Here is a 23,668-nt window from a genome sequence, read left to right as displayed (position 1 = left end):
TCGTCTACACACTCGGGCCCGGGAACTCCCGAACCCCTTGGCGGCGGGGTGGCTCGCACCACCCCACCAGGGACCAGGACAGAAGTCCCGGTCCGATCCCTCGCGGGATCGGACTGGAAACTACTCGCCCCGGGCCTTCGCGACGATCTCCTTGGCGATGCCCGGAGGCACCTCCGCGTAGGAGTCGAACTGCATGCTGTAGCTCGCGCGCCCCTGCGTCTTGCTACGCAGGTCACCCACGTAGCCGAACATCTCAGACAGCGGCACGAGCGCCTGGACGACCTTGGCACCGGCCCGGTCGTCCATCGCCTGGATCTGCCCGCGGCGACCGTTGAGGTCACCGATGACATCACCCATGTAGTCCTCGGGCGTGGTCACCTCGACGGCCATCATCGGCTCGAGGAGCACGGCGTCCGCCTTGCGCGCGGCCTCCTTGAAGGCCATCGAACCGGCGATCTTGAACGCCATTTCCGAGGAGTCCACGTCGTGGGCCGCACCGTCGGTCAGCGTAACCTTCACGCCCACCATCGGGTAGCCGGCCAGCACGCCGAACTCGGCGGCCTCCTGGGCGCCGGCGTCGACCGACGGAATGTATTCCCTCGGGACGCGGCCACCGGTGACCTTGTTCTCGAACTCGTAACCGTCGTTGCCCTCGCCCAGCGGCTCCAGGTCGATGATGACCCGCGCGAACTGACCGGAACCACCGGTCTGCTTCTTGTGGGTGTAGTCGACCTTCTCCACCTTGCGGCGGATGGTCTCGCGGTAGGCGACCTGCGGGCGGCCGACGTTGGCCTCGACCTTGAACTCGCGACGCATGCGGTCGACGAGGATCTCCAGGTGAAGCTCGCCCATGCCCCAGATGACCGTCTGACCGGTCTCCTCGTCGCGGCGGACCTGGAAGGACGGGTCCTCCTCGGCCAGGCGCTGGATGGCGGTCGAGAGCTTCTCCTGGTCGCCCTTGGTCTTGGGCTCGATGGCGACGTTGATGACCGGAGCCGGGAACGTCATCGACTCGAGCACGACCTGGTTCGACGGGTCGGAGAGGGTGTCACCGGTCGTGGTGTCCTTCAGACCCATGACGGCCACGATCTGACCAGCGATCGCCTGCGGGCGCTCCTCGCGCTTGTTGGCGTGCATCTGGTAGATCTTGCCGATCCGCTCCTTCTTGCCCTTCACAGAGTTGATGACCTGTGAACCGGCCTCGAGCGTGCCCGAGTAGATGCGAATGTAGGTGATCTTGCCCAGGTGCGGGTCGCTGGCGATCTTGAAGGCCAGGGCGGAGAACGGCTCGCTCGGGTCCGCGTGGCGCTCGATCACCTTCTCCTCGTTGCCGACCGCGTGGCCCTTGAAGGCCGGGATGTCGGTCGGGGCGGGGAGGTAGGCGACGATCGCGTCGAGCAGGGGCTGCACGCCCTTGTTCTTGAACGCGGTGCCGCACAGGACCGGGTTGATGGCGCTGGCCAGCGTGGCGCGGCGGATGGCCGCGACCAGCTGCTCCTCGCTGGGCTCGGTGCCCTCGAGGAAGAGCTCCATCAGCTCGTCGTCGTTCTCGGCGACCGTCTCGATGAGGCGGTCACGCCACTCACGGGCGGCCTCGGCGTGGTCGGCCGGGATGTCGACGGTGTCGTACATCTCGCCCTTGGCCGCCTCGGCGCTCCAGATGAGGCCCTTCATCTTGATGAGGTCGATGACGCCCTTGAAGTCGGCCTCAACGCCCCACGGAAGCTGGATCACAGCCGGGGTCGCGCCCAGGCGGCTGATCATCATGTCGACGCAGCGGTGGAACTCCGCGCCGACACGGTCCATCTTGTTGACGAAGCAGATCCGGGGGACGTCGTAGCGGTCAGCCTGACGCCACACCGTCTCCGACTGCGGCTCGACACCGGCCACACCGTCGAACACGGCGACGGCACCGTCGAGGACGCGCAGCGAGCGCTCGACCTCGATGGTGAAGTCGACGTGACCCGGAGTGTCGATGATGTTGATCGTGTGACCGATCCACTCACAGGTGGTCGCGGCAGACGTGATCGTGATGCCGCGCTCCTGCTCCTGCTCCATCCAGTCCATCGTGGCAGCGCCCTCGTGGACTTCACCGATCTTGTAGTTGATCCCGGTGTAGAACAGGATGCGCTCGGTCGTGGTGGTCTTGCCCGCGTCGATATGGGCCATGATCCCGATGTTTCGGACCTTGGCCAGGTCAAGAGCGGTCTGGGTGGCCACTTCTCTCGCGTCCTCGTCGTCTCGTCGATCCCACTACCAGCGGTAGTGAGCGAAGGCCTTGTTGGACTCGGCCATCTTGTGGGTGTCCTCGCGCTTCTTGACGCTCGCCCCGAGGCCGTTGCTGGCGTCGAGGAGCTCGTTCATGAGGCGCTCGGTCATGGTCTTCTCGCGGCGGGCGCGGGAGTACTGCACCAGCCAGCGCAGGGCCAGGGTGGTGCTGCGCGCGGCGCGCACCTCGACCGGCACCTGGTAGGTCGCGCCACCGACACGACGGCTGCGGACCTCGAGGGTGGGCTTGACGTTGTCAAGCGCGCGCTTCAGGGTGACGACCGGGTCGTTGCCCGTCTTCTCCCTGCAGCCCTCGAGGGCGCCGTAGACGATCGACTGCGCGATGGAGCGCTTGCCGTCCAGAAGCACCTTGTTGATCAGGGCAGTCACCAGCGGCGAGCTGTAAACCGGGTCAGACATGAGCTGACGACGGCCAGGAGAACCCTTACGAGGCATTGTTAGCTCTTCTCCTTCTTCGCGCCGTAGCGGCTACGGGCCTGCTTGCGGTTGCGGACACCCTGGGTGTCGAGCGAACCACGGATGATCTTGTAGCGAACACCCGGCAGGTCCTTCACACGACCGCCACGCACGAGCACGATGGAGTGCTCCTGCAGGTTGTGACCCACACCGGGGATGTAGGCCGTGACCTCGATGCCGTTCGTGAGCCGAACGCGGGCCACCTTACGCAGTGCCGAGTTGGGCTTCTTCGGGGTCGTGGTGTAAACGCGCTGGCACACGCCGCGCCGCTGCGGACTCCCCTTGAGGGCAGGAGTCTTGGTCTTGGAGACCTTGTCCTGCCGGCCCTTGCGGACCAACTGCTGAATAGTGGGCACTGCCACTCCGTTTCGTGCCTTGGCCGGTGTTACGTCATCAGGTCTTGCATTTCGCAGGTACTGCCGGTGTCATGACCTGCTGGTTTTTCTTGTCTCGGCGCCCCCGCGCTCGGGCGTGTCGCGCTGTTCACACAGACACGTCCGCGAGGATACGAGCCAGGAAGCCGTCCCGCGCCCGCAATGAGCGCACGGTCGAGAGCCCGCTAGAAGACGGGCACGATGCTCAAGACTACCCAGGCCCTGGCGACACGTCAAAACGGCGCGACAAGGCGGCAAGCCTTGCCACTCCGGATCGCCGGGGGCCCTTTCATCCAGCCCATCTACAGCTCCGCGGACCATGATATCGGCCTTCGCGACCATCTCGCGAGCGCTTCGCCGAAGCTCAGGCATCGGAACGGTGAAGTCCGCGCGACCGTCCCTAGGGTAATCCCTAGGTCACTCCCTGAAGCGGGCGCCTCACCGCGCGGATAACATCGCGTGGCGAATCGTCGAGAGGGACGACAGACATGCCACAGCTCCTTGACCAGCCGCACCAGGGGCTCCCCCGACACCTGGGCGGAGGCCGCGTTGTCTGAGGCGGCCGACGGGCACTGGCCCGGCTCCCACACCTCCCCCTTCGAACTCGTCCTCGTCAAGCCCCGCGAGCTGCGGGGCCTGCGCCTGCCCGTCTCGGAGGCGCCTACCGAGATCGGCCGCACGGCGTCCCTGCGCATCGACTCCCAGGAGATCAGCCGCAGGCACGCCAGGGTCTGGCTCGCCGGCGGGTCGGCATGGATCGCCGACTGCGACTCCACCAACGGCACCTGGGTCGACGGCGCGCGCATCCACCAGCCCGTACGCCTGGCCGTGGGCCAGCGCGTCCGCATGGGCGGCGTGGAGGCCGTGCTGCAGATCCAGGGCGGCGGCGTGCCGGACGAGCACCACACCACCTCCGCTCCCCTCCAGCGGCCCACGAACACCACGCGCTACCTGTGCGCGGCCGGCTATCTCGAAGCCTCCTTCGCCCACGAGGTCATCCGGGAGACCCTCGGCCGTCCCTACCGGGCCACCGCCCCCTCGTACGGGGTGGAGCTGCCCGCGGTGGCCAAGCACGCGCTCGCCGCCGAGCGCCACCGCACCGTCCGCGACGTGCTCCTCCTGCTCATTGCCTGCGCCGCGCTCGGCACCGTCGCGGCGGCCGCGGCCGGCGCCCTGCCCGACCTGGACGCCTTCGACGTCCTGGACGACCTCGACGACCTGGACGACCTGAGCCCGCTGAGGCTCGTCGTGCTGGCCCTGCTCCCCCTCGCGCCGGCCTGGCTGGTGGTGGCCGCGCACCTCTTCCACACCAGGGTCATCGTCCTCGGCGGGCGCCTGTCCAGCCGCCGCTTCACGGCCGGCTCCGCTCCCGCCCCGTTCGGCCCGCGCGCCCGGCGCCAGGTCCGCCGCCTCGTCCAGGCCCAGCACGGGAACGTCATGGTGTTCTCCGGCTACCGCCCCTTCGTCGGCAGCGGCGAGGAGTACCACGGCTGGTCGTTCGCGATCGACATCACCAAGCCCGCGCACAAGGACCGCCCGCCCCGCCCCTTCCACTCCGACGACGTGCACGCCCACCTCGCGCGGGAGGTGGCCGCCACGGGGCTGCCGAACCTCCGGCTGACCGAGCGGCTGTTCATCAACGGCGTCGACATCAACCACGCCCCCGAGCTGTTACCCGACCCCCTCGCCCCGCCGCTGGTCACGACGGACGCCGAGCTGCTGCGCGCGGTCTCGCGGACGCCGGAGTCCTCGGCCCGCGTCTACCTGTGCGTGGAGGTCCTCGGCTGGGGCGGCCAGCTGATCGTCACCATCTTCATCAGAGCCATCCGGCTGCGCGGCTCCCTCTTCCTGGAGGGCAGCACGTACATGCTCTATCCGCTGGCGCCCAAGTACTCCGAGGTGGACCGGATCTCCTCCGACCCGCTGACGGGCCTGGCCGTCGCCATCGGGGAGGGCGCGGCCAGGACGATCCCGCTGCTGCTCACCGCGCCCTACCGGCTCGCCATGCGCTCGGCCAGAGGCGCGGCCCTGCGCCGCCAGGAACGCGACGACCGCACGGTCATCCAGAACCGCGGCCTGTACGACTACGGCGCGCTCAGGAGCGTACGGGAGATCGCGATGGGCGACGACCTGCGCCGCTTCTTCATCGAACGCGACGTCGAGATGTTCGACCAGGTCGTCCACGAGGCGGTGTTCAAGGCCATCAGCCGCTTCCTGTCCGACCACGGCATCGACACCGGCGAGGTGGCCCAGCGCATCACCCAGGTCACCCACAACAAGATCGACGCCCGCGGCTCCAACTTCGGCAACGCGCCCGGTTCCAACTTCGGCCACGCCCCCGGCTCCCACTTCCGCGGCAGCACAGGCCCGGCACAGAAAGGCGACACCCCATGACCCAGCGCGACGGCGGGAACTTCAGCGGCGCCCAAGGCATCAACCTGGGCAACGCCCCCGGCTCCAACTTCGGCCACGCCCCCGGCTCCCACTTCCACGGCGTGGTCAACGACCACGGCACCGCCGCGCAGCAGGAGGAGCTGCGCACTCTGATCAACGGCCTGCTGAACGTCGTCGCCCGCCACCAGAACGAGCTGGCCGACCCCCAGGGCGCGAGCACCGCGGTCGAACTCCTGCGGGAGGAGGTGGAGGGCGAACAGCGCCCGAACCGCCTCACGGGCTTCCTCAGCATGCTGACGGCCTCCGCCGGCGGCGTGACCGCGATCACCGAGGCGGCCACCAAGGTCAGGGAACTTCTCACGGCGATGCTCTGACCACGCCACCGGCCCACGATGCGCCGTAACGCCGGCCCTCCGCTGAAAGGCTCAGCGGAGGGCCCTGGCGGGGTGAGCACAGCATGCCGTGACAGGACGAGGGCCGTAACGCGACGCGCCCGGGCCTCTCCGACGAGAGACCCGGGCGCTTCACCTGCAGGCGACTAGGAAATCACCTGTTGTACTGACCGAAGTCGTACTCCTCCAGCGGGACGGCCTCGCCGCTGCCAGTGCCGAAGGTGTAGTCCGCGGCGGAGCCGTCGTAACCGCCCACCGTGTACATGGCGGCCTTGGCCTCCTCGGTCGGCTCCACCCGGATGTTGCGGTACTGCGGCATGCCGGTACCGGCCGGGATGAGCTTACCGATGATGACGTTCTCCTTCAGGCCCAGCAGCGAGTCGGACTTGGCGTGGATCGCCGCGTCCGTCAGCACCCGGGTCGTCTCCTGGAAGGAGGCCGCCGACAGCCACGACTCGGTGGCCAGCGACGCCTTCGTGATGCCCATGAGCACCGGACGGCCGGCGGCGGGCGACCCGCCCTCGGCCACGGTCTCGCGGTTCATCTGCTCGAAGCGCGGACGCTCCACGAGCTCGCCGGGCAGCAGGTCGGTGTCACCGGACTCCAGCACGTTCACGCGCTTGAGCATCTGCCGCACGATGATCTCGATGTGCTTGTCGTGGATCGACACACCCTGCGAGCGGTAGACCTGCTGGACCTCCGCCACCAGGTGCAGCTGCACGGCCCGCGGGCCGAGGATGCGCAGCACCTCGTTCGGGTTGACGGCACCGGCGACGAGCTGCTGACCGACCGTGACGCGCTGCCCCTCCTGCACGAGCAGGCGCGAGCGCATCGAGACCGGGTACGCGATCTCCTCCGAGCCGTCGTCGGGGGTGATGACGATCTTCCTGGTCTTGTCGGTCTCGTCGATCCGGACCCGGCCCTCGGCCTCGGAGATCGGGGCGACACCCTTGGGGATGCGCGCCTCGAAGAGCTCCGTGACACGGGGCAGACCGTGGGTGATGTCGGCACCGGCCACACCACCGGTGTGGAAGGTACGCATCGTCAGCTGCGTGCCGGGCTCACCGATCGACTGGGCGGCGATGATGCCGACCGCCTCGCCGACGTCCACGAGCTTGCCGGTGGCCAGCGAGCGGCCGTAGCAGGTCGCGCAGACACCGATCTTGGCCTCGCAGACGAGCGCGCTGCGGGTGCGGACCGTCTCGACGCCGGCCTCGACCAGCTTCGTCACGTGGATGTCGTTGATGTCGACACCCGCCGGGGCGATGATCTTGCCGTCGACCTCGACGTCCTCGGCCAGGATGCGGCCGTGCACGTTGGACTCGGCGTTCTCCGCCTTGACCAGGTTGCCCGACGGGTCGCGGTCGGCCACGTGCAGCGGGACCGCGCGGTCGGTGCCGCAGTCGATCTCGCGCACGATGACGTCCTGCGCCACGTCCACCAGACGACGGGTCAGGTAACCCGAGTCGGCGGTACGCAGAGCGGTGTCGGCCAGACCCTTCCGCTGACCGTGGGTGGAGATGAAGTACTCCAGCACCGACAGGCCCTCGCGGAACGAGGCCTTGATCGGCCGCGGGATCGTCTCACCCTTGGTGTTGGACACCAGGCCGCGGATACCGGCGATCTGCCGGACCTGCATCTTGTTACCACGGGCACCGGAGTTGACCATCATCCAGACCGGGTTGGTCGCCGGGAAGGCGTTGACCATGTCGGTCTCGACGTCGGCCGTCGCGTGCGTCCAGATCTCGATGAGCTCCTGGCGGCGCTCCTCGTCGGTGATCAGACCGCGCTCGTACTCGCGCTGAACCTTGTCGGCCCGGCGCTCGTAGTTCTCCATGATGTCCTGCTTGTTCGGCGGCGCGACGACGTCCTCGATCGAGATCGTGACACCGGAGCGGGTCGCCCAGCGGAAGCCGGCGTCCTTGAGCGCGTCGAGCGAGTTGGCGACCTCGATCTTGGGGTAGGTCTCCGCCAGCTCGTTCACGATCGTGGACAGCTGCTTCTTGCCGACCTGGAAGTCGACGAAGGGGTAGCTGTCCGGCAGCGTCTGGTTGAACAGGCACCGCCCGAACGTGGTCTCCAGCCGGATCGGGTCGCCCTGCTCCCAGCCCTCGGGGGCCACCCAGTCGCGCGGCGGCAGGACGTCCTTGAGCCGGATCTGGATCTTCGCCTGGATCTCCAGCTCGCGGCGGTCGAAGGCCATCTGCGCCTCGGCGATCGAGCCGAACACGCGGCCCTCGCCCAGCGCGCCGTCCTTCTGGGTGGTCAGCCAGTAGAGGCCGATGACCATGTCCTGGGTGGGCATGGTGACGGGCTTGCCGTCGGCCGGCTTGAGGATGTTGTTGGTCGAGAGCATCAGGATGCGTGCCTCGGCCTGGGCCTCAGCCGACAGCGGCAGGTGCACGGCCATCTGGTCACCGTCGAAGTCCGCGTTGAACGCGGTGCAGACGAGCGGGTGGATCTGGATGGCCTTGCCCTCGACCAGCTGCGGCTCGAACGCCTGGATGCCCAGACGGTGGAGCGTCGGAGCGCGGTTGAGCAGCACCGGGTGCTCGGTGATGACCTCTTCGAGCACGTCCCACACCACGGGCCGGGCGCGCTCGACCATCCGCTTGGCCGACTTGATGTTCTGCGCGTGGTTGAGGTCCACGAGCCTCTTCATCACGAACGGCTTGAACAGCTCCAGCGCCATCTGCTTGGGCAGACCGCACTGGTGCAGCTTGAGCTGCGGGCCGACGACGATGACCGAACGGCCGGAGTAGTCGACTCGCTTGCCCAGCAGGTTCTGGCGGAAACGACCCTGCTTGCCCTTCAGCATGTCGCTGAGGGACTTCAGCGGCCGGTTGCCGGGACCGGTGACCGGGCGACCGCGGCGGCCGTTGTCGAACAGCGCGTCCACGGCCTCCTGCAGCATCCGCTTCTCGTTGTTCACGATGATCTCGGGCGCGCCGAGATCGAGCAGACGCTTGAGGCGGTTGTTGCGGTTGATGACCCGGCGGTACAGGTCGTTGAGGTCGGAGGTGGCGAACCGGCCACCGTCGAGCTGCACCATCGGGCGCAGGTCCGGCGGGATGACCGGGATGCAGTCGAGCACCATGCCGCGCGGCGAGTTGGTCGTGTTCAGGAACGCCGACACGACCTTGAGCCGCTTGAGGGCGCGGGCCTTCTTCTGGCCCTTGCCGCTGCGGATGGTCTCGCGCAGGTTCTCCGCCTCGGCGTCGAGGTCGAAGCTGATCAGGCGGTCCTGGATCGCCTGCGCGCCCATGCCGCCCTTGAAGTAGCGGCCGAAGCGGTCGCGCATCTCGCGGTAGAGCAGCTCGTCGCCCTCGAGGTCCTGGACCTTGAGGTTCTTGAAGCGGCTCCAGACCTCGTCGAGCCGGTCCAGCTCGCGCTGGGCGCGGTCGCGAAGCTGACGCATCTCGCGCTCGGCGCCCTCGCGGACCTTGCGGCGCTGGTCGCCCTTGGCGCCGGCAGCCTCCAGCTCGGCCAGGTCGGCCTCGAGCTTCTTCTGCCGGGCCTCGACGTCGGCGTCGCGGCGCTGCTCGATGTGCTGCCGCTCGACGGAGATCTTCGCCTCCAGCGAGGGCAGGTCACGCTCACGCATCTCGGTGTCGACATGCGTGATCATGTACGCCGCGAAGTAGATGACCTTCTCCAGGTCCTTCGGGGCGAGGTCGAGCAGGTAGCCGAGGCGCGACGGGACGCCCTTGAAGTACCAGATGTGCGTGACCGGCGCGGCCAGCTCGATGTGGCCCATCCGCTCACGACGCACCTTGGCGCGAGTCACCTCGACGCCACAGCGCTCACAGATGATGCCCTTGAACCGGACGCGCTTGTACTTACCGCAGTAGCACTCCCAGTCGCGGGTCGGACCGAAGATCTTCTCGCAGAAGAGCCCGTCCTTTTCCGGCTTGAGGGTTCGGTAGTTGATCGTCTCGGGCTTCTTGACCTCGCCGTGCGACCACTGACGGATGTCGTCAGCCGTCGCAAGACCGATCCTGAGCTCGTCGAAGAAGTTGACGTCTAGCATTTTGTGCGATCTCCCCCTCAGACTTCTTCCACGCTGCTCGGCTCACGCCGGGACAGGTCGATACCGAGCTCCTCCGCGGCGCGGAAGACGTCCTCGTCGGTGTCGCGCATCTCGATGGACATGCCGTCGCTGGAGAGCACCTCGACGTTGAGGCACAGCGACTGCATCTCCTTGATGAGCACCTTGAAGGACTCGGGGATGCCCGGCTCGGGGATGTTCTCGCCCTTGACGATGGCCTCGTAGACCTTCACCCGGCCGAGAACGTCGTCGGACTTGATGGTCAGCAGCTCCTGCAGCGCGTACGCGGCACCGTACGCCTCCAGCGCCCACACCTCCATCTCACCGAAGCGCTGGCCACCGAACTGGGCCTTACCGCCGAGCGGCTGCTGGGTGATCATGGAGTACGGACCGGTCGACCGGGCGTGGATCTTGTCGTCGACCAGGTGCAGCAGCTTGAGGATGTAGATGTAGCCGACCGCGATCGGGTACGGGAACGGCTCGCCGGAACGGCCGTCGAACAGCCGCGCCTTGCCCGTCGGCTGCACCATCCGGTCACCGTCACGGTTGGCGATGGTGTTGCCGAGCAGGCCGACGATCTCCTCCTCGTGGGCGCCGTCGAAGACCGGGGTGGCCATGTTGGTGCGCGGGGCGACCTGCTCGAAGCCCTTCTCGCGCAGCCGCTCGGCCCAGGCCTCCTGGATGCCCGAGATGTCCCACCCGCGGGCGGCGATCCACCCCAGATGGGTCTCCAGCACCTGGCCGACGTTCATTCGACCCGGCACGCCGAGGGGGTTGAGGATGATGTCGACCGGGGTGCCGTCCTCCAGGAACGGCATGTCCTCGACCGGCAGGATCTTGGAGATGACACCCTTGTTGCCGTGCCGGCCGGCCAGCTTGTCACCGTCGGTGATCTTACGCTTCTGGGCCACGTAGACGCGGACCAGCTCGTTGACGCCGGGGGGAAGCTCGTCGCCCTCCTCGCGGCTGAACACGCGGACGGCGATGACCTTGCCCTGCTCACCGTGGGGCACCTTCAGCGAGGTGTCACGGACCTCGCGCGCCTTCTCACCGAAGATCGCGCGCAGCAGCCGCTCCTCCGGGGTCAGCTCGGTCTCGCCCTTCGGGGTGACCTTGCCGACCAGAATGTCGCCGGGCACGACCTCGGCGCCGATCCGGATGATGCCGCGCTCGTCGAGGTCGGCCAGGACCTCCTCGGAGACGTTCGGGATGTCCCGGGTGATCTCCTCCGGGCCCAGCTTGGTGTCACGGGCGTCGACCTCGTGCTCCTCGATGTGGATCGAGGACAGGACGTCGTCCTGGACCAGCCGCTGGGACAGGATGATCGCGTCTTCGTAGTTGTGACCCTCCCACGGCATGAACGCCACGAGCAGGTTCTTGCCCAGCGCCATCTCACCGTTGTCGGTGCACGGGCCGTCGGCGATGACCTGGTTGACCTCGACCCGGTCGCCCTCGGCCACGATCGGCTTCTGGTTGAAGCTGGTGCCCTGGTTGGAGCGCTTGAACTTGGCCACCCGGTACGTCGTCCGGGTGCCGTCGTCGTTCATGACCGTGATGTAGTCGGCGGAGACCTCCTCCACCACACCGGCCTTCTCGGCGCTGATCACGTCGCCGGCGTCGGTCGCGGCACGGTACTCCATGCCGGTGCCGACCAGCGGCGCCTCGCTCTTCAGCAGCGGCACGGACTGCCTCTGCATGTTGGAGCCCATGAGCGCGCGGTTGGCGTCGTCGTGCTCCAGGAAGGGGATCATCGCGGTGGCCACCGACACCATCTGGCGCGGCGACACGTCGATGTAGTCGACCTCCTCGGCACGGGCGAGCTCGGTCTCACCGCCCTTGGTGCGGACCAGGACGCGGGCCTCGGCGAACGAGCCGTCGGGGTTGAGCGCCGTGTTGGCCTGCGCCTTGACGTAGCGGTCTTCCTCGTCGGCGGTCAGGTAGTCGATCTGGTCGGTCACCTTGCCGTCGACGACCTTGCGGTACGGCGTCTCGACGAAGCCGAAGGCGTTGATCCGGCCGTAGGAGGCCAGCGAACCGATCAGACCGATGTTCGGGCCTTCAGGGGTCTCGATCGGGCACATCCGGCCATAGTGGGACGGGTGCACGTCTCGAACCTCGAAGCCGGCCCGCTCACGGGACAGACCACCGGGACCCAGCGCGGACAGACGCCGCTTGTGCGTCAGGCCGGCCAGCGGGTTGGTCTGGTCCATGAACTGCGACAGCTGCGAGGTGCCGAAGAACTCCTTGATCGACGCCACGACCGGGCGGATGTTGATCAGGGTCTGCGGCGTGATCGCCTCGACGTCCTGCGTGGTCATGCGCTCGCGCACGACGCGCTCCATACGGGCCAGGCCCAGGCGGACCTGGTTCTGGATGAGCTCGCCGACGCTGCGCAGGCGGCGGTTGCCGAAGTGGTCGATGTCGTCGACCTCGACGATGACCTCACGGTCATTGGCGCCCGGCATCGACTCCTCGCCCGCGTGCAGGCGGACGATGTACTCGATGGTGGCGACGATGTCCTCTTCGGTGAGGGTGCCCTGGGTGATCTCCGCGTCGACGCCCAGCTTCTTGTTGATCTTGTAGCGACCCACCTTGGCGAGGTCGTAGCGCTTGGAGTTGAAGTAGAGGTTCTCCAGCAGGGTCTGCGCCGACTCCTTGGTCGGCGGCTCACCCGGCCGCAGCTTGCGGTAGATGTCGAGCAGGGCGTCATCCTGGCCGGCGGTGTGGTCCTTCTCCAGGGTGGCCCGCATCGACTCGTACTGGCCGAAACGCTCGAGGATCTGCTCGCTGGTCCACCCCAGTGCCTTGAGAAGCACGGTGACGGCCTGCTTGCGCTTGCGGTCGATGCGCACACCGACGCTGTCGCGCTTGTCGATCTCGAACTCCAGCCAGGCACCCCTCGACGGGATGACCTTGCAGCCGTACAGATCCTTGTCGGACGTCTTGTCGACATTGCGTTCGAAGTAGACGCCGGGCGATCGGACCAGCTGGGAGACCACGACACGTTCGGTGCCGTTGATGATGAAAGTGCCCTTCGGCGTCATGAGCGGGAAGTCGCCCATGAACACCGTCTGGCTCTTGATCTCACCGGTGGTGTTATTGATGAACTCCGCCGTGACGAACATCGGGGCGGAGAAGGTCATGTCCTTCTCTTTGCACTCATCTACGGAGTACTTCGGCGGCTCGAACCGGTGGTCGCGGAACGACAGGGACATGGTCCCCGAGAAGTCCTCGATCGGACTGATCTCTTCGAAGATCTCTTCGAGGCCCGACTGGGTCGGGACGTCCCTGCGCCCGGCCTGGCGAGCCGCCTCGACCCGGCCCTTCCACTTCTCGTTTCCGAGCAGCCAGTCGAACGACTCGGTCTGCAGAGCGAGAAGGTCAGGAACTTCGAGAGGCTCCTGGATACGCGCGAAAGAGACGCGACGGGGACCAGCGGGTACGGCGGAGGCGTTGCGCGAGGCTGCCAACAGATGTCCTTCCGAGGGCTCGCGGCGGACTGACTACACGCACGCCAGACAACCTCGCAACGTGAGCAAGCATCGCGGGTCGTCAAAGGGCAGCGCAAAGGGGCAGTGTAGCCGAACGGCACACGCCTGTCCACTTCGCCCTCGCTGCATGCTCCACGTTGGTCGCAGCATCGCCCGTTCAGGCGGAAACGTCAAGCCCGGGAGCGCGACTTTTAGCCGACTCAGGGCCTGGACGCTGGGTTTTCTCCCCTGTGTGACTGATCGCCTACCGCCAGGCCCAAGACGATACCCGCGAACGGGGGCGGTTAACGCTCCGTCACACCGGGGGTCGAACCCATGCCGACAACCGGTGTTGCAGTGACTGGGGTACCCCTATCAAAGACTGCGCTAAACCAGTTTTTTGGTAACAATTGAAGGAAGCGACGCGCCCGCGATCACCTGGAGCCTCAGGCCGTCCCCAGGAGGGTGGACAGGCCCGCCACCAGCCAGCGAGAGTCTTGCCGCACCATGACGAACCTGGCGCGGTTCTGGGTGAACTCTTGCTGGACCCCTTCTTTACCGGGGATCTCCTTGACCGTACCAGTGTTCACGAAGAGCAGAACCTCTACCCGGTCGGGCTCCGCCCGCTCCACCCCGGCGCCCGCCACGGCCACGTTCTGGACGATCTTCTGCTCCTTGGCCTTGGGCACCAGGGTCTTTGCCAGCTCCTTGTAGTGCCCGGCCAGCTCGCCCGTGGTGAACGTGCCCGCCCGGGCCAGGTCCTCCTCCACCGTCCGGTAGTCGTAGGAGAGCAGATCGGGCGCGACCTTCCTGGCCGCGGCCACGGCCTCCGCTCCCGCCGCGTCGCTGTCGCGCAGCTCACGCAGGTCGAACCACATGGTCGGCACCAGCACCCCGCCCACGGCCACGAGGGCGCCGAGCAGCACGATCATGAAGATCCTCACCGGACCTGCACCACCTTCGAGGCCAGCCAGACCCCGCCGACCTTGCTCAGGTCCATCTGCCAGCGGTAGAAGCGCTCCTGCGGCGGGCTGTCGGAGCCGTCCCAGCGGATCTCCACGTCGGCCACGACCAGCACCCTGGCCGTGGTGCCGGTGATCGAGACCAGGCCGGTCGCGCGCAGCACGCCGTGCTGGACGACCTTGTTCTCGACCGTGGTGGACCTGAGCTTGCCGGCGTTGGCCTCGTACTCCGCCCTGGCGGTGCCGGTGGAGGTGTCGAGGATGCGCCGCATGTCGGTGTCCACGCTCTTGTAGTCGAGCGAGACGAGGTTCTTGGCGTGGGTGCCCGCGGCCTGGAGCGCGGCCTGCTTGTCGCCTGCCCTGCCCTGTTCGTCGCGCGCCTGGGCCGCGATCCACACGCCGCCGCCGACGAGCACCGCCAGCACTCCGCTGAGCGCCGCGATCAGGATGCGAGCGGGCCGAACAGCAAGTCCCGCCACGTCTGCTCACCCCTTTCCGGCCGGCCGCTGCCGGATCATAACGCGACATCCACTCCGGAAGCCCGCTGACCAACGCAGCCGGTTGGGCGGGTGGCACGGGGGCGTTCCTCGTGCTCCGGGTCCGGAAGGGGCGCGCGCACGAGAGACCTCGCCAGGGGAATCGGTCAGAGGCGAAAGATCTCCGCAAATGCCCTCAGATGGCCCTCAGAGGCCCGCTGAGCGCCCAGCACGGCCTTCCCCTGAAGGACAGGCTCAGGGCCGCGACGGTCTCGGGAGCGCGCTCTCGGGCCCGGCGAGCAGCCTCAGGCGATCCCGTGGAGGTGGGCGTTGATCAGCCGCGGGTACTCCTCCAGCCAGTTCCGCCCGCGCTCGTCCACGAACGACCCCTGCGGCGGGATCACCCCGTTGGCGGCCAGCCAGGTGCCGGGCGGCCGCTGGGTGCGGCGGATCTTGTTGCCGGACGGCATGAGCTGCGGCGGGATCGGCGGCAGCGGCCCGGGGTCGTGCCCCATCTGCGCCTCGGCCTCCAGCTCCGACAGGTCCTTCTCCTCGGACATGCCGATGGGGCCGTGCTTCCTGGCGTTCAGGAACTGCCGCACCACCGGCTCGTCGCTCGACAGCAACATCTCCCGCGAGCCGAACATCACCAGCTCCCGCCGGAACATCAGCCCGATGTTGTCGGGCACCGTGCGGGCGGTGTTGATGTCGTGCGTCACGATCAGGAACGTGGCCTCGATCTCGGCGTTGATGTCCACGATGAGCTGGTTGAGTATCGCGGTGCGGACCGGGTCGAGCCCCGAGTCGGGCTCGTCGAACAGGATGATCTCCGGATCCAGCACCAGCGCCCTGGCCAGCCCGGCCCGCTTGCGCATGCCGCCGGAGATCTCCCCCGGCAGCTTGGTCTCGGCGCCCAGCAGGCCGACCAGCTCCACCTTCTCCATGACGATCTGGCGGACCTGGGCCTCGCTCTTCCTGGTGTGCTCGCGCAGCGGGAAGGCGATGTTGTCGTAGAGGTTGAGCGAGCCGAACAGAGCGCCGTCCTGGAACAGCACGCCGAACAGGCGGCGCAGCTCGTACAGCTTCGCCTCGGCGCAGTCGGCCAGGTCGAAGCCGTCGATCCAGATGTGCCCCCTGTCGGGCCGCAGCAGGCCGACCATGGTCTTGAGGAAGACCGACTTGCCGGTGCCCGAGGGGCCGAGCAGCACCGAGATCTCGCCGGCGGGCAGCGTGAGCGAGACGTCCTCCCAGATGACCTGCCGGCCGAACGACTTGGTCAACCCGTCGATCACGACTTCCACGCCCACGGTCACCTTCCCGGATCTCAGGGAGTAGCCAAACGCACACCTTGCTCGGTCGATGCCCTCACCGTAACCGCGTTCGGGCGAGCGGGAACGGGATCCCGCAGCTTGTTACCGGGCAGTTATGAGACTTCTCGTCCAGTAAGCGCGGGCAGGCTCGATCGTGCGCGGTGAACGTCTCCCGCACCCACGCCGCGATCCGCGCCGCGTCGTCGCTGCCACCCGTGCTGCGGCCGGCACCGCCCATGCTGCCACGTCCCTGAGCGCCGCCACCACGGCGAGCACCCGGCGTGCGCCGCGCTCCCACAGCACCGCCGTGCTCATACCGACCAGCGCGGGCAGCGCGGGCAGCGCGGGCGGCGCGGGCGGCGCGGGGCCGGCGAAGGAGGGCACGGGACCGGTGCGGCAGCGGGGAGGGCGCGGGGCCGGAAATGCGAAAAGAGGCGGGCACACCCGGCACCAGGGTGTATCCGCCTCTTTCCGAAGAGCTCTTGCGTGAAGCGAAGGGGAAGTTACTTCACGGTGACGGTGGCGCCGGCGCCCTCGAGGGCAGCCTTGGCCTTCTCCGCCTGCTCCTTGTTGACCTTGCCGTCGAAGACCGCCTTCGGAGCGCCGTCGACCAGGTCCTTGGCCTCCTTGAGGCCCAGGGACGTCAGGGCGCGGATCTCCTTGATGACCTGGATCTTCTTGTCGCCGGCGGCCTCGAGGATGACGTCGAACTCGTCCTGCTCCTCGACGGCGGCGGCCTCGCCACCACCGGTGGCGGCGGGGGCGGCGGCAACCGCGACGGGGGCGGCGGCCTTGACGTCGAAGGTCTCCTCGAAGACCTTCACGAACTCGGAGAGCTCGAGGAGGGTCATCTCCTTGAACGCGTCGAGCAGCTCGTCGGTGCTGAGCTTCGCCATGATTGATTCCTTACGTTAGGTCTTGCTGAAAACTTGGAACGGGACCGCGGTACGTGCGGCAACCCCCGTGTTACTCGCCAGCCTCGTCGCGCTTGGCGCGCAGGGCCTCAGCAAGCTGAGCCATCTGCGTGGGCAGAGCGGCGAACATCGCGGCCGCGGCGCTCTGCTTGGCCTTGAGGGCACCGGCAAGCTTCGCGAGGAGGACCTCGCGGGACTCGAGGTCGGCGAGCTTGGTGATCTCGGTAGCGTCGAGCGTCTTGCCGTCGAGGACGCCGCCCTTGATCACCAGAAGGGGATTGGCCTTGGCGAAGTCACGCAGACCCTTGGCCGCCTCGACAACGTCACCGTTGACGAAGGCGATCGCGGTCGGACCGGTGAGCAGGCCGTCGAGGCCCGTCAGACCGGCCTCGTTGGCCGCGATCTTGGTCAGGGTGTTCTTCGCCACGGCGAACTTCGCATTCTCACCGAGAGAGATGCGCAGCTGCTTGAGCTGCGCGACGGTGAGACCGCGGTACTCGGTCAGAACGGCGGCCTGGCTGCCTTCGAACTCACTCTTGAGCTCGGCAACCGCTGTCGCCTTATCCGCCCTCGCCATGGGCCTCCTTCCAGAATGTGCCGCCGGAGAAGGCCCTGGAAATGAGAACAGCCCCGGCGCAGGGCGCACGGGGCTCACGCACACGGAATCAACCATGTGGGAAACTCGCATCACACCTGCGCAGGTCGCCCACATGACGTGGATCCTTCGGTCGCCAGGCTCAGAGCACCCGACGACGACCGGCGGTCTTCGGCAACGACCAGAGTACGTGCTGGCCGCCGAGTTTCCAAATCGTTCTCAGTTGGTCGTGCCCTTGGGCAGCTCGCCGACCTGGTCGGCGGGCGGGGCCTGGATGCTGACGGTCTCGTTGTAGCCCTTGAAGAACAGGGTCGCGTCGAGCGTGGCGCCCTCCTTGGCGCCGTTCAGCGCGAGCTTGCGCGGCAGGCCGTCGGCCGCCACCCACATGTCGAACTTCACGTCCTTCAGCTCGGCCAGACCCTTCCTGGCCTGCTCCTGCTTGTCGGCGGGCAGCTGCTGCACGGCGACCTCCACCGGGAAGGTGCCGCTGTAGTGCGTGGCGTCCTCGCCGTTGACGCTCTCGGTCCCGACCGACTTGACGTCCTGCGACGCCGTGACCAGCTTCGTCATGTTGGCGAGGTCGAACTGCTGGATCTGGCCGAGGTACTGGTTCACCTCACCGGCGTGACCCGTCTCGTTCAGCGAGACCTTGATCCACGGCTTGGCGTTGCCCAGGAAGTCGTTGAGCGCCTGGACCTTCACGTAGACGGTGTCGCCCTGGAGCACCGCCCGCACCCCGCCGGGAACGCTGCGGCCCCCCATGTCGACGGTGTCGAGGGTCAGGTCGGCGGCGAGCTGCGGCTTGCTCTGGTAGAGCATGCGGCCCTGCACCTTGCCGGTGCCTTCCTGGGGGTGCGAGACGTTCACCACGGCATCGACCGTGTAGCTGGTGACCTCGGCGGTCTTCTGCGCGGCCTGCGCGAGCACCTCCGAAGCGGCCAGGTTGACCTGGATGGGCTGGGCGTTCGATCCACAACCGGCGACCGCGGCCACGACTAGCGCGGCGCCAGCCGCGGTCATACTTATCGTGCGCTTCAGCATGCTTTTTACCCTACGTTTAAGTTTCCGGGTCATGGCGCCTTCCCCGCACAATTCGGGGAAAACCCAGGGTTAACCCTCACCCTCTCTGCACATCTCCCACACAATCCGCTTGTGCGCCCGCGTCCGCGCCTTGAGCGACGCGCCTGTGCCCGCCCCTGCGCCGCCCCGCACCCGTGCCGGGCCCAGCATCCGGGCCAGGCCTTGAACGGTGCGCCTGTGCTCTCTCAGTGCGCGGTCGATGCCACGCCGGCCACACCGCGGGCGCAGGCTTACGAGACACCTCCCGACGCGCGCACAGGCACACGGGACGCGTCCCGACGCGGGCACAGACGCACCCCTGAACGCGAAAACGCCCCCGCCCGAACGAATCGGGCAGGGGCGCGAAGAACCGCCAAGCCTGAGGCTCAGGCCTCCAGCTCGGCCGTCAGCCCACGCGTGAGGTTGGGGTCGACCGGAACGCCCGGCCCCATCGTCGTCGAGAAGGTGACCTTCTTCAGGTAACGGCCCTTGGCCGCCGACGGCTTGAGACGCAGCACCTCGTCCAGCGCGGCGGCGTAGTTCTCGATGAGCTGGCGCTCGTCGAACGACGTCTTGCCGATGATGAAGTGCAGGTTCGCCTGCCGGTCGGTACGGAACTCGATCTTGCCACCCTTGATCTCCGTCACGGCCTTGGCGACGTCGGGCGTCACCGTGCCGGTCTTCGGGTTGGGCATGAGACCGCGCGGACCGAGCACGCGGCCCAGGCGGCCGACCTTGCCCATCAGGTCGGGCGTGGCCACGACGGCGTCGAACTCGTTGAGCCGGTTGCCCTTGGCGATCTCGTCGATCAGCTCGTCGGCGCCGACGATGTCGGCGCCCGCCTCGCGGGCCGCCTCGGCACGGTCACCGGTCGCGAAGACCAGGACCCGGGCGGTCTTGCCGGTGCCGTGCGGGAGGTTGACCGTGCCGCGCACGATCTGGTCGGCCTTGCGAGGGTCGACGCCCAGCCGGAGGGCGACCTCCACGGTCGCGTCGAACTTGGTGGTCGACGTCTCCTTGGCCAGCTTCGCGGCCTCTACCGGCGAGTAGAGCTTGTCGCGGTCGACCTTGGCGGTCGCGTCTTTGTGCGCCTTGCTGCGCTGCATTCTTGACTCCTAGTGGTGTCCGGGCCGCGTCTGGGGCGGCCCTCCCACGAACTGCTGGGAAAGGTCTTACTCGGCGACGGTGATGCCCATCGACCGGGCGGTGCCGGCGATGATCTTCTCGGCCGCCTCGATGTCGTTGGCGTTGAGGTCGGGCATCTTCGTCTCGGCGATGCTGCGCAGCTGCTCGCGGCTGAGCTTGCCCACCTTGTCGCGGTGCGGGACCGCGCTGCCCTTGTCGAGACCGAGGGCCTTCTTGATCAGCTCAGGCGCCGGCGGCGTCTTCGTGACGAAGGTGAAGCTGCGGTCTTCGAAAATGGTGATCTCAACGGGGATGATGTTGCCCCGCTGGGCCTCCGTCGCAGCGTTGTACTGCTTGACGAAGTCCATGATGTTGACGCCATGGGGACCGAGGGCGGTACCCACCGGCGGAGCCGGCGTGGCCTGGCCGGCCGGGAGCTGCACCTTGACGAGTGCGGCAATTTTCTTCTTCGGAGGCATTTGTCCTTCTCCGGGTCCTGATTGCGTTGCGCCCGCCCCGTAGGATTACGGGCCCGGACATGTCGGAGGCCGCCCTCGCGATGAGGCGGCCAGCCGAACGTCTAAGTGTATGTGATCGTCCTAGATCTTCGAGACCTGGTTGAACGAGAGCTCAACCGGGGTCTCCCGACCGAAGATCGACACGAGCACCTTGAGCTTCTGCGACTCGGGGCTGATCTCGCTCACCGAGGCGGGCAGCGTGGCGAACGGGCCGTCCATGACCGTGACCGACTCGCCGATCTCGAACTCGACCGTAGGACCGCTGGCGGCCTTCGTCGTGGTCTTCTTGGCCTCTTCGGTCGGCTCGGGCGCCAGCAGCTTGGCGACCTCGTCGAGGCTGAGCGGGCTCGGCTTGTTGGACAGGCCCACGAAGCCGGTCACGCCGGGCGTGTTACGCACGGCGGCCCAGGACTCGTCGGTCAGCTCCATGCGCACCAGCACGTAGCCGGGCAGCACACGCTCCTTGACCGGCACCTTCTTGCCGCTCTTGAACTCCTGGACGGTGTGCGTCGGCACCTCGACCTGGTAGATGTAGTCCTCCATGTTGAGCGACACGTTGCGGCTCTCGATGTTGGACTTCACGCGGTTCTCGTAACCGGCGTAGGAGTGGATGACGTACCACTCGCCGGGAAGGCCGCGCAGCGAGCTCTTGAACTCCTCGACGGGGTCGACGTCAGGAAGCACCGAATCGTCCTCGACGGTGGCCGCCTCGTCCTCGGCAGCCTCGTCGCTCTCCTCGAGCTCGGACTCGGCCTCAGCCTCTTCCAGAGCCGCCTCGGCGGACTCCTCAGTGGCCTCTTCCAGCTCGTCGCCCCACTCGTCGCGGGACTCGTCCGCCGGAAATGAAGACTCGGACACGGTGACTCTTCCTCTTTCGTGGTTTCGAATGGCGACTCCGTCAGGCGACCCACCCGGCGGTGTCTCGGTCAGGATCCGCCGAAGATGCGGAGGACCGCCCATCCCAGGGCGCTGTCGAGCCCGTACACGATCGCAACCATGATCAGAACGAATATCAGAACGACCGTGGTGTAGGTGATGAGATCCTTGCGTGTCGGCCAGATGACCTTACGAAGCTCGTTGACGACCTGCCGGTAGAAGAGGGCAGGAGAAGTGCGGGTCTTCTTCTCGCCACTAGGCTTGTCTGCGGTCTCGCCGCGCGTGTCGATCGCCACAGTCCTCACCTGATCCGTCGTATCCAACGCAGTTTTGCGGCGCGCTTACACGCCTATTGTTGCGCGGACCGCACTCGCAGGGCACGAGGGACTCGAACCCCCAACCGCCGGTTTTGGAGACCGGTGCGCTACCAATTGCGCCAGTGCCCTATGTCGTCAACCACACTACCCTGATCGACTCACTGCCTGGACCGAACCGCTCGCCGACATGCGGCGGAAGGACCAGGCGAAAGCATACGGGTGATTGCCCGCCACGTCGAACCAAAACCTGATCGCCCAGGTCACGACCCCATGGGAGCATGGAGGCATGTCCACCCGATCCCGCATCTCCGCGAGAATTTCCGCGATTTCCGAGTCCGCCACGCTCGCCGTGGACGCCAAGGCGAAGGCGATGAAGGCGGCGGGGCGCCCCGTCATCGGCTTCGGCGCGGGCGAGCCCGACTTCCCGACGCCCGGGTACATCGTCGAGGCGGCGATCGAGGCGGCCCGCGACCCGCGCTTCCACAAGTACACCCCCGCGGGTGGCCTCCCGGAGCTGAAGGAGGCGATCGCCGCCAAGACCCTGCGCGACTCCGGCTACGCCGCCGAGGCCTCGCAGGTGCTGGTCACCAACGGCGGCAAGCAGGCGGTGTACGAGGCGTTCGCGACGCTGCTCGACCCGGGCGACGAGGTGCTGGTCGTCGCCCCGTACTGGACGACCTACCCCGAGGCGATCAAGCTGGCCGGGGGCGTGCAGGTGGACGTCGTGACCGACGAGTCGACCGGCTACCTCGCGAGCGTGGACCGGCTCGAGGCCGCGCGCACCGAGCGGACGAAGGTGCTGCTGTTCGTCTCGCCGTCCAACCCGACGGGCGCCGTCCACTCGCGCGAGGAGACGGTGGCGATCGGCCGCTGGGCGGCCGAGCACGGCCTGTGGGTCGTCACCGACGAGATCTACGAGCACCTCGTGTACGGCGGCGCCGAGTTCACCAGCATCGCCACGGCCGTCCCCGAGCTGGGCGACCGGGTCGTCATCCTCAACGGCGTGGCCAAGACGTACGCGATGACGGGCTGGCGCGTGGGCTGGCTGATCGGCCCGTCCGACGTGGTCAAGGCCGCGACGAACCTGCAGTCGCACGCCACCTCCAACGTCTCCAACGTCGCCCAGATGGCGGCGCTGGCCGCGGTGTCGGGCGACCTGTCGGCGGTGGCGGAGATGCGGACCGCGTTCGACCGGCGCCGGCAGGCGATGGTCCGGATGCTCAACGAGATCCCCGGCGTCTTCTGCCCGGAGCCGAAGGGGGCGTTCTACGCGTACCCATCGGTCAAGGGGCTGATCGGCAAGGAGCTGCGGGGCAGGCGGCCTCAGTCGTCCGGCGAGCTGGCGGAGCTGATCCTGGAGGAGGCCGAGGTCGCCGTGGTGCCGGGCGAGGCCTTCGGGACCCCCGGCTACTTCAGGCTGTCCTACGCCCTGGGTGACGACGATCTGGCCGAGGGCGTCAGCCGGATGGGCAAGCTGCTCGCCGAGGCACGCTAGCCGCCTGCGGGCTGCGCCTGCGTGATCGGGCTTCGGCCTGGCTAGGCGGTGAAGGTGATGTCGGCGGCGATCGGCTTGATGTCGTCGGCGAGGCCGGGCGTCGCCCCGATGTAGACGGCGGTGCCCGGCCGCTCCAGCCACATGAAGCTGCGCACGCCCGTCCGGGTGGTCCAGCGCAGCGCGGGCTTGCCCTGGTAGGCCGTCAGCGTCGACCTGGCGACCAGCGTGGCGAACTGCTCTGCCGTCCGCACCCCGCACACCACGCCGACGTACATGCGCTCGTCGTTGTCGCTCCAGATGCGGCCCTCGACCTTGAGCGGGCGCGCGAGCGAGTCGAGGCGGGCGAACGTGCCGGCCGGGGTGAGGCCCGCCGGCGAGGCCGGCACCCGCACGCCGGTGTCGTCGCAGGACAGCGCGACCGTGCCGCTGCCGGTGATGGCCGGTTTGGGCTGCGGTGGGGTGCTCCAGGGCTCCTGCACCTCGTCGCCGCCGCCGCGCCCGCTGCCGCCCGCGCCGCACGCCGCGAGCGTGAGCATGAGGAGAACCGCCGCCAACCGCCGCATCGACCCCCCATGAGAGTGAGTGGAACCAGGGAAAA

19 protein-coding genes and 1 tRNA gene are annotated in these 23,668 nt (G+C 67.7%); 3 read left to right on the top strand and 17 right to left on the bottom strand.

The window, feature by feature from the left end; genetic code table 11:
- Nucleotides 1-120: 120 nt before the first annotated feature.
- The 3 genes from fusA to rpsL all read right to left on the bottom strand — a co-directional run bounded on the left by fusA (nucleotide 121) and on the right by rpsL (nucleotide 3,101).
- Nucleotides 121-2,169 (bottom strand): elongation factor G, encoded by a 2,049-nt coding sequence (gene fusA / locus ACBJ32_RS51695; protein ID WP_375133179.1) that lies wholly within the window; start codon nucleotides 2,167-2,169, stop codon nucleotides 121-123.
- An 84-nt stretch (nucleotides 2,170-2,253) separates the two neighbouring features.
- A complete protein-coding gene (gene rpsG / locus ACBJ32_RS51690; protein ID WP_043623423.1) occupies nucleotides 2,254-2,724 on the bottom strand; it encodes a 30S ribosomal protein S7 in 471 nt (156 codons plus the stop codon).
- 2 nt (nucleotides 2,725-2,726) lie between these two features.
- The gene (rpsL, locus tag ACBJ32_RS51685) at nucleotides 2,727-3,101 is read right to left on the bottom strand and encodes a 30S ribosomal protein S12 (RefSeq protein WP_020542315.1); all 375 of its coding nucleotides are present in this window, start codon (nucleotides 3,099-3,101) and stop codon (nucleotides 2,727-2,729) included.
- Between the two features lie 519 nt (nucleotides 3,102-3,620).
- Between rpsL and ACBJ32_RS51680 the strand changes: the two genes are divergently transcribed.
- Complete coding sequence (locus ACBJ32_RS51680) at nucleotides 3,621-5,513, top strand: FHA domain-containing protein (protein WP_375133178.1); 1,893 nt, start codon at nucleotides 3,621-3,623, stop codon at nucleotides 5,511-5,513.
- Nucleotides 5,510-5,887, top strand: coding sequence for a DUF5955 family protein (locus tag ACBJ32_RS51675; protein ID WP_375133177.1), 378 nt, complete (start codon nucleotides 5,510-5,512; stop codon nucleotides 5,885-5,887). The genes ACBJ32_RS51680 and ACBJ32_RS51675 overlap by 4 nt, the downstream gene beginning before the upstream one ends.
- A 172-nt stretch (nucleotides 5,888-6,059) precedes the next feature.
- Here the strand turns inward: ACBJ32_RS51675 and ACBJ32_RS51670 are convergent, their stop codons facing one another.
- From ACBJ32_RS51670 to ACBJ32_RS51610, 13 genes are all read right to left on the bottom strand, one after another.
- Entirely contained in the window at nucleotides 6,060-9,935 is a 3,876-nt protein-coding gene (locus ACBJ32_RS51670; protein WP_357886221.1) for a DNA-directed RNA polymerase subunit beta', read from the bottom strand.
- A 17-nt stretch (nucleotides 9,936-9,952) separates the two neighbouring features.
- On the bottom strand, nucleotides 9,953-13,423 hold the full coding sequence (gene rpoB, locus ACBJ32_RS51665) for a DNA-directed RNA polymerase subunit beta (RefSeq protein ID WP_375133176.1): 3,471 nt from the start codon (nucleotides 13,421-13,423) through the stop codon (nucleotides 9,953-9,955).
- Between the two features lie 446 nt (nucleotides 13,424-13,869).
- Nucleotides 13,870-14,367: a hypothetical protein gene (locus ACBJ32_RS51660; RefSeq protein ID WP_357892870.1), complete on the bottom strand. Its 498-nt coding sequence runs from the start codon at nucleotides 14,365-14,367 to the stop codon at nucleotides 13,870-13,872.
- Nucleotides 14,364-14,864 carry a hypothetical protein gene (locus ACBJ32_RS51655; RefSeq protein ID WP_357892872.1) on the bottom strand — a complete coding sequence of 167 codons (501 nt, stop codon included), beginning with the start codon at nucleotides 14,862-14,864 and terminating at the stop codon, nucleotides 14,364-14,366. The genes ACBJ32_RS51660 and ACBJ32_RS51655 overlap by 4 nt, the downstream gene beginning before the upstream one ends.
- A 302-nt stretch (nucleotides 14,865-15,166) precedes the next feature.
- On the bottom strand, nucleotides 15,167-16,168 hold the full coding sequence (locus ACBJ32_RS51650) for an ABC transporter ATP-binding protein (protein WP_357892874.1): 1,002 nt from the start codon (nucleotides 16,166-16,168) through the stop codon (nucleotides 15,167-15,169).
- A gap of 506 nt (nucleotides 16,169-16,674) precedes the next feature.
- Entirely contained in the window at nucleotides 16,675-17,067 is a 393-nt protein-coding gene (rplL, locus tag ACBJ32_RS51645) for a 50S ribosomal protein L7/L12 (protein WP_357892877.1), read from the bottom strand.
- A gap of 70 nt (nucleotides 17,068-17,137) precedes the next feature.
- Complete coding sequence (gene rplJ / locus ACBJ32_RS51640; RefSeq protein WP_357892879.1) at nucleotides 17,138-17,662, bottom strand: 50S ribosomal protein L10; 525 nt, start codon at nucleotides 17,660-17,662, stop codon at nucleotides 17,138-17,140.
- 237 nt (nucleotides 17,663-17,899) lie between these two features.
- On the bottom strand, nucleotides 17,900-18,721 hold the full coding sequence (locus ACBJ32_RS51635) for a DUF1396 domain-containing protein (protein ID WP_357892881.1): 822 nt from the start codon (nucleotides 18,719-18,721) through the stop codon (nucleotides 17,900-17,902).
- A 404-nt stretch (nucleotides 18,722-19,125) separates the two neighbouring features.
- Complete coding sequence (gene rplA, locus ACBJ32_RS51630) at nucleotides 19,126-19,845, bottom strand: 50S ribosomal protein L1 (RefSeq protein ID WP_357892883.1); 720 nt, start codon at nucleotides 19,843-19,845, stop codon at nucleotides 19,126-19,128.
- Between the two features lie 66 nt (nucleotides 19,846-19,911).
- Nucleotides 19,912-20,343, bottom strand: coding sequence for a 50S ribosomal protein L11 (rplK, locus tag ACBJ32_RS51625; protein WP_148442008.1), 432 nt, complete (start codon nucleotides 20,341-20,343; stop codon nucleotides 19,912-19,914).
- Nucleotides 20,344-20,463: 120 nt separating this feature from the next.
- The gene (gene nusG / locus ACBJ32_RS51620; RefSeq protein ID WP_357892885.1) at nucleotides 20,464-21,240 is read right to left on the bottom strand and encodes a transcription termination/antitermination protein NusG; all 777 of its coding nucleotides are present in this window, start codon (nucleotides 21,238-21,240) and stop codon (nucleotides 20,464-20,466) included.
- A 68-nt stretch (nucleotides 21,241-21,308) separates the two neighbouring features.
- Nucleotides 21,309-21,554: a preprotein translocase subunit SecE gene (gene secE, locus ACBJ32_RS51615; protein ID WP_253752860.1), complete on the bottom strand. Its 246-nt coding sequence runs from the start codon at nucleotides 21,552-21,554 to the stop codon at nucleotides 21,309-21,311.
- Between the two features lie 77 nt (nucleotides 21,555-21,631).
- Nucleotides 21,632-21,704 (bottom strand) — tRNA-Trp (locus tag ACBJ32_RS51610).
- Between the two features lie 157 nt (nucleotides 21,705-21,861).
- On the opposite strand from ACBJ32_RS51610, the gene ACBJ32_RS51605 reads away from it, so the two are divergent.
- Nucleotides 21,862-23,070, top strand: a complete 1,209-nt coding sequence (locus ACBJ32_RS51605; protein WP_375133175.1) for a pyridoxal phosphate-dependent aminotransferase — start codon at nucleotides 21,862-21,864, stop codon at nucleotides 23,068-23,070.
- Nucleotides 23,071-23,111: 41 nt separating this feature from the next.
- Here the strand turns inward: ACBJ32_RS51605 and ACBJ32_RS51600 are convergent, their stop codons facing one another.
- Nucleotides 23,112-23,633, bottom strand: a complete 522-nt coding sequence (locus ACBJ32_RS51600; RefSeq protein ID WP_375133174.1) for a hypothetical protein — start codon at nucleotides 23,631-23,633, stop codon at nucleotides 23,112-23,114.
- Nucleotides 23,634-23,668: the final 35 nt, after the last annotated feature.

Source organism: Nonomuraea sp. GTA35, assembly GCF_041950525.1.
GTDB lineage: Bacteria > Actinomycetota > Actinomycetes > Streptosporangiales > Streptosporangiaceae > Nonomuraea.
The sequence above is the reverse complement of the archived record's forward strand: the minus strand, read 5'-3'. Positions and strand labels throughout refer to the sequence as shown.

Coding starts and splice junctions, on each gene's coding strand:
- rplK (WP_148442008.1), bottom strand. CDS start 20,343: ATGCCTCCGAAGAAGAAAATTGCCGCACTCGTCAAGGTGCAGCTCCCG.
- ACBJ32_RS51675 (WP_375133177.1), top strand. CDS start 5,510: ATGACCCAGCGCGACGGCGGGAACTTCAGCGGCGCCCAAGGCATCAAC.
- rplA (WP_357892883.1), bottom strand. CDS start 19,845: ATGCAGCGCAGCAAGGCGCACAAAGACGCGACCGCCAAGGTCGACCGC.
- ACBJ32_RS51635 (WP_357892881.1), bottom strand. CDS start 18,721: ATGCTGAAGCGCACGATAAGTATGACCGCGGCTGGCGCCGCGCTAGTC.
- fusA (WP_375133179.1), bottom strand. CDS start 2,169: ATGGCCCATATCGACGCGGGCAAGACCACCACGACCGAGCGCATCCTG.
- rpsG (WP_043623423.1), bottom strand. CDS start 2,724: ATGCCTCGTAAGGGTTCTCCTGGCCGTCGTCAGCTCATGTCTGACCCG.
- ACBJ32_RS51605 (WP_375133175.1), top strand. CDS start 21,862: ATGTCCACCCGATCCCGCATCTCCGCGAGAATTTCCGCGATTTCCGAG.
- rplL (WP_357892877.1), bottom strand. CDS start 17,067: ATGGCGAAGCTCAGCACCGACGAGCTGCTCGACGCGTTCAAGGAGATG.
- ACBJ32_RS51600 (WP_375133174.1), bottom strand. CDS start 23,633: ATGCGGCGGTTGGCGGCGGTTCTCCTCATGCTCACGCTCGCGGCGTGC.
- ACBJ32_RS51670 (WP_357886221.1), bottom strand. CDS start 9,935: ATGCTAGACGTCAACTTCTTCGACGAGCTCAGGATCGGTCTTGCGACG.
- rplJ (WP_357892879.1), bottom strand. CDS start 17,662: ATGGCGAGGGCGGATAAGGCGACAGCGGTTGCCGAGCTCAAGAGTGAG.